A 4,352-nucleotide genomic window follows, 5' to 3' on the forward strand; every position below is an offset into this window, starting at 1 on the left:
TAGGTGTCAACTTAACGTAAAAGCTTACTCTGATAAGAAGAGTGAAAATTTTTCCATGTACCGCCTAGCTTTTCGATCCCCCCTAACCCCCCTTAAAAAAGGGGGAACTAGAATCTTGTGCCCCCTTTTTAAGGGGGTTGGGGGATCTAAAACGACGATAAATTCTAGTGTTTGAGCTTAAGTTGACACCAATGGGCATTGCCATGCCCCTACCAACGTATTTGTATCATTATTAAAGTGAAATGGTATAACTCCTAATTTGTATAAGGACATACTATGTTTAAAGTGATATCTTTCCTCATTCATGGGATTCAACCTTTGTTAATCCCGATTTGCTTTGTCGTTGCTTGGACTGTAATTATTTCCGTTGTTTTGAGTCTCTGGGCGGCGGCGCGAGATAGTGTAACTACAGCCAAGCTAATGCATCAAATCCCCTGTACTGGTTGTCAATATTTTACCGACAATTACCGTCTTAAATGTACTGTACGCCCATCTATTGCCAATACAGAAGAAGCGATCAATTGTTCTGATTATCAACCTAAGACAAATCCTTGTCTGTACTAAGCATGGCAAGCAGAGGGAGAATAATTAATGATCCTTGCCTTTTGCCTCTTGATTAATTAAAACCCTCAAACCAAAAATTGATTTATGCTAGTTCAAAAACTTCAAGATTGTCCAGAATTCATCGCCGGAGATAATACCATTCTGCGAGAACTGCTACATCCAGATAAGCAACCTCTGGCATTGCGCTATAGTTTGGCTCATGCAACACTACCAGTAGGAAAAACCTCTCAACCCCACTCACTCTCTACCTCAGAAGTCTATTATATTCTCAGTGGTACGGGAGAAATGCACATTAATGATGAAACCCAGATAGTTCAGCCGGGAGACGCTGTGTATATTCCTGCTAATACGCGGCAATTTATTTGTAACTCAGGCATCGAACCTCTGGTATTTATTTGTATTGTTGATCCAGCGTGGCGTAAAGAAGATGAAACAGTTTATTAAAAACCACTTACAGTCATAGTCTCCAAATAAGTGAAAAAAATCTCAGTTTTTTTCAACAATTACTCACTTTCAGCCGTCAATTTTGCTTAACCAAGTAACCAGATCATTTGAGTCAAGTGCGATCTCGCTTCCTAATGTTTTGATATAAAGAAGTCCGTCGCTAATAGTTAAATCTCGGATTGGATACCATGAATTTCGTGTCCTAATCAGAAGTTCTAAGGGGATTCCTTGTTTTAAAGTATACTTGCGATATTTCCACCAAGCTCGCCATAAAAGCACAGATTTAGTACAGTGCATTTGATAGCCTTTGGCAACTTCGCAGTATTGATACTCATAGAAACCCCGACTATCTACTTCTCCTTTAAGGAGATAACTATATTCTCCTAATGCCTGATTTATCAATTCCCACTGGGATGATTTTGGAGAAATCGAAAATTCACATACAGTATTAGTTAGTTGGGCGATCGCAATCACGCCTTCAGATTTTGCGATTAGTTGGTTAGTTTTATACACTGTGTGCGCTGTCAAAGCTGGATTTGACAACAAAACGTCTTTTTTCTGGGTAGAGTTTTGCACAAACTCTCGAATTAAATCTAGATTAGACAACATAAAATTATTTATACTAAACTAACCAGTGTGATAGAAGTCACAACACACTACTTCGATTAATAAGTATACTGATCTTGCACTAAAATCAGGATTATTACCAGCTTGCTTTACACTAAATTCTTTGTTTGACTGGGTTTTGCTAAGTATTAATATCGATATGCCGCCGTCCACTAGGCTGGTTGACAAAATCACTGTTCCAGGTATGAGAGCGGCAAATTAAATTTTTACGCCTTCCAGAAAAGGTTGAAATACCGGAACTAATTCGGGACGACTAACCACAAGGGTAGGAAAAGAGCGATCGCTATAATCTTCTCCTGACGACAACGGAAACGGTTTTGACTTGAGCGATAACCAAACACCGCCAGCAGCTTGCACAATTACCCAAGCCCCCGCCAAATCCCAAACTTTTGGTGTCGCTTCAATACCACCCAGTGTCGCCCCAGTTGCAACCATCAAAAAGTTATAGCTAGCTACACCCAGCATCCGAATTTTACAGGGAAAGCCTTTTTGGATGATTGCGGTGCTGCGGGAACAGACGTTGAAAAAGTGATTATTACTGGGACTATCAACACTGGTATGGATAGGATGATGATTAATAAATGCCCCAGTTGGAACTATTAACCCAGATGAACCCGCCCAGAAACCATGAAAAGCTTGATTCAAGGTTGGTGCGTAAACATACCCAAAAATGGGTGTGCCTCGATACAGCAAACCCAGAGAAATTGTCCAGATGGGAATACCGCGTGTGAAGTTGGTTGTACCGTCCAAAGGGTCAATTACCCAGCACCACTCAGTACCGGGAAATGACTGATCGCTCTCTTCGGTTAAAATGCCGTAACCAGAGAAATTAGAAGCGATGGCATCCCGAATCTCCTGATCTGCCCATTTATCGGCTTGCGTCACCAAACTCCCATCAGCTTTTTGCGAAGCCTGTACTTGCCCAAAATCTTGCATTAGCTGCTTGCCGACTCTGGTAGTGGTAGTTTGGGCAAAATCAAGAATTGTTGTCCAAAAATCATTCATTGGTTATTTGTCATTTGTCATTTGTCATTTGTCATTTGTCATTTGTCATTTGTCATTTGTCATTTGTCATTTGTCCCATGCCCTATACAGTTTAATCTAAATTGCTTTCTAAAACAGAAGCGATCGCTAGCTTTGTATTTGTTTGAAATTCTGCCACATTTACCCGATTCAGAAACCAAATCGACACCACCATTCCTACGGCTTCTAGAGCAAATACCAGTCCATAAGCTAACTCTAGGCTAGGTAGCACCTTGCGTCCAATATCCAAAACTGTACCTCCGATTACCACCGCTAGTCCTCTAGAGATGGACTGCGCTAATCCCCATGCGCCAATAAATGTACCTGCGCTTTCGGCAACTGTGAGATCCAACATCAAGCTAATTGCTGCCGTAGTTAAGAAACCTGTGGCTAAACCGAACAAGACCAAGGCTAGTTTGAGAACAGCTGCATTAGCTGTGAATCCTGATATACCTAGCAATATTGCACAGAATGCTACCAACATACAGCCCAAGCGCGCAGTTCTCCGCTTACCCAAACGCGGCACTATGAAAAAGCCAGTAACGCCGTAGGCAATCAGTATACCAATTCCGTAAAAAACATTTAATTTGGTACTTTCTGCTAAGGGCATTTTAAACACTTGACCCGCATAGGGTTCCAAAATCGGGTCTTGCATAAACAAGCTGACAGTCATCACCACTAAAAAGGTGAAAAACAAACCTGTTTGTGGACTAGCTGTCAAGATTTTCCAAGCATTGCCCAGAGTAATGCTGTCTTCCCGGGTTACCACTGTGGAACGGCTTAAGTATTTAGAGTATTTTTTTTCTACGCCCAATGTTGCTGCGATCGCCAAACCAAATACAATTGTTGGGACGATGAAAAACAACCTGTTGATCGCCGCCTGTAAGGTTGCTGTTGTTGCTTCTGGCGTTAATTGTTTCAGCAAACTGGCACTAATAATCGCCCCAACAATAATCCCCACCATCAACATCGACCAGACCACACCTACCACTTTGGAACGGTTATCTTCTTCAGATATATCTACCAACAAAGCAGCAAAAGCAGTGCCGCTAGCACAAATTCCTAGACCATATATAGCGAAGATCAGGGAAAGAAGTGCTGTCCAGCCGATTGTTTGGGTTGTCCATGCCCAACCACCTGCACTATTTGCAGCATTATTGAGCTGCCACATTACTTGTACAGCTAAAAATGCGGCGATCGCAAATATTGCCGCACCCACCCAAACATAAGCTGTGCGGTGGTATCCCCACAACGGCTTGGCATCGGAAATCTGGCCGAACCAGATACGTGAAGGAGCAACAAATAAAGGCAGTGCTAGAACTACTGATACTAGCGTTGCTGGAATTGCTATTTCTTGAATCATGACTCTGTTGAGTACCCCCAGAGTCAAAATGGACATCATGCTCAACCCCATTTGAAATAAACCCAACCGGAACATGGTCAGTAGGTTTACCCTTGGCACAGATAGGGATTTTGTTTTGGTATCAAATACTTCACCGCTTGCCATAGGTACTTTTTCGTATAGTTTATAGGATTTAATCTCTCTCACTTTAAACTATACTTTTGCAGAAATTGACCCAGAAATTAAATTCCTGAGCTAAGTATCAAAAAGTTGCAACTGGTGGTCTAGGCGGCTAAACGAAGAATTTGATCTAGCTCACGTGAGCGTGGCGTCAAGTCCCCTTCAGGAGCGG

General features: G+C 42.0%; 5 protein-coding genes. 2 read left to right on the forward strand and 3 right to left on the reverse strand.

Annotation, left to right across the window (positions count from 1 at the left end; all coding sequences use genetic code 11):
- Positions 1 to 276: 276 nt before the first annotated feature.
- Positions 277 to 564 (forward strand): hypothetical protein, encoded by a 288-nt coding sequence (locus ACEW80_RS30140; RefSeq protein WP_373530131.1) that lies wholly within the window; start codon positions 277 to 279, stop codon positions 562 to 564.
- Between the two features lie 84 nt (positions 565 to 648).
- Positions 649 to 1,008, forward strand: a complete 360-nt coding sequence (locus tag ACEW80_RS30145) for a cupin domain-containing protein (RefSeq protein ID WP_373530132.1) — start codon at positions 649 to 651, stop codon at positions 1,006 to 1,008.
- A gap of 69 nt (positions 1,009 to 1,077) precedes the next feature.
- On the opposite strand, the gene ACEW80_RS30150 is transcribed toward ACEW80_RS30145, so the two are convergent.
- The 3 genes from ACEW80_RS30150 to ACEW80_RS30160 all read right to left on the reverse strand — a co-directional run bounded on the left by ACEW80_RS30150 (position 1,078) and on the right by ACEW80_RS30160 (position 4,165).
- Positions 1,078 to 1,617 carry a hypothetical protein gene (locus tag ACEW80_RS30150; protein ID WP_373530133.1) on the reverse strand — a complete coding sequence of 180 codons (540 nt, stop codon included), beginning with the start codon at positions 1,615 to 1,617 and terminating at the stop codon, positions 1,078 to 1,080.
- A gap of 216 nt (positions 1,618 to 1,833) precedes the next feature.
- Positions 1,834 to 2,640 (reverse strand): inositol monophosphatase family protein, encoded by an 807-nt coding sequence (locus ACEW80_RS30155; protein ID WP_373530134.1) that lies wholly within the window; start codon positions 2,638 to 2,640, stop codon positions 1,834 to 1,836.
- Between the two features lie 91 nt (positions 2,641 to 2,731).
- Positions 2,732 to 4,165 (reverse strand): BCD family MFS transporter, encoded by a 1,434-nt coding sequence (locus tag ACEW80_RS30160; protein ID WP_373530135.1) that lies wholly within the window; start codon positions 4,163 to 4,165, stop codon positions 2,732 to 2,734.
- Positions 4,166 to 4,352 lie beyond the last annotated feature (187 nt).

This window comes from Nostoc sp. (assembly GCF_041747015.1).
Lineage (GTDB): Bacteria > Cyanobacteriota > Cyanobacteriia > Cyanobacteriales > Nostocaceae > Nostoc.

Excerpts from the sequence above, each read along its gene's own strand:
- ACEW80_RS30140 (WP_373530131.1), top strand. The coding sequence starts at position 277 with ATGTTTAAAGTGATATCTTTCCTCATTCATGGGATTCAACCTTTGTTA.
- ACEW80_RS30160 (WP_373530135.1), bottom strand. The coding sequence starts at position 4,165 with ATGGCAAGCGGTGAAGTATTTGATACCAAAACAAAATCCCTATCTGTG.
- ACEW80_RS30150 (WP_373530133.1), bottom strand. The coding sequence starts at position 1,617 with ATGTTGTCTAATCTAGATTTAATTCGAGAGTTTGTGCAAAACTCTACC.
- ACEW80_RS30145 (WP_373530132.1), top strand. The coding sequence starts at position 649 with ATGCTAGTTCAAAAACTTCAAGATTGTCCAGAATTCATCGCCGGAGAT.
- ACEW80_RS30155 (WP_373530134.1), bottom strand. The coding sequence starts at position 2,640 with ATGAATGATTTTTGGACAACAATTCTTGATTTTGCCCAAACTACCACT.